The 229-nt window shown below is 73.8% G+C and carries 1 protein-coding gene; it reads left to right on the top strand.

Features of this window, described 5'->3' with window-relative positions; translation table 11 throughout:
• The coding region (locus SB751_RS36050) for a cupin domain-containing protein (protein WP_410749733.1) at nucleotides 1-229 on the top strand (229 nt) is incomplete at both ends.

Here is a 229-nt window from a genome sequence, read left to right as displayed (position 1 = left end):
GAGCGGCGTGCAATACCGCCGGATCCAGGTGGCGCGGCCGTTCGGGCTGAGCTTCGGCCATGCGCCGGGGCGCGCGCAGTTCCATTTCGTCGGGCGCGGACCGGTGCTGCTGCGCGACGCGGACGGCACGACGATGCAGCTCGAGGCCGGCGACGCGGTGCTGCTGCCGCACGGCCGCACGCATGCGCTGTTGTCGGACCGCGATGCACCGTGTCGCGAGATCGGCGGC

The sequence above is a fragment of the Cupriavidus sp. SIMBA_020 genome, from assembly GCF_046535395.1.
Classification (GTDB): Bacteria; Pseudomonadota; Gammaproteobacteria; order Burkholderiales; family Burkholderiaceae; genus Cupriavidus; species Cupriavidus campinensis.
This window is presented reverse-complemented; position numbering and strand designations above follow the sequence as displayed.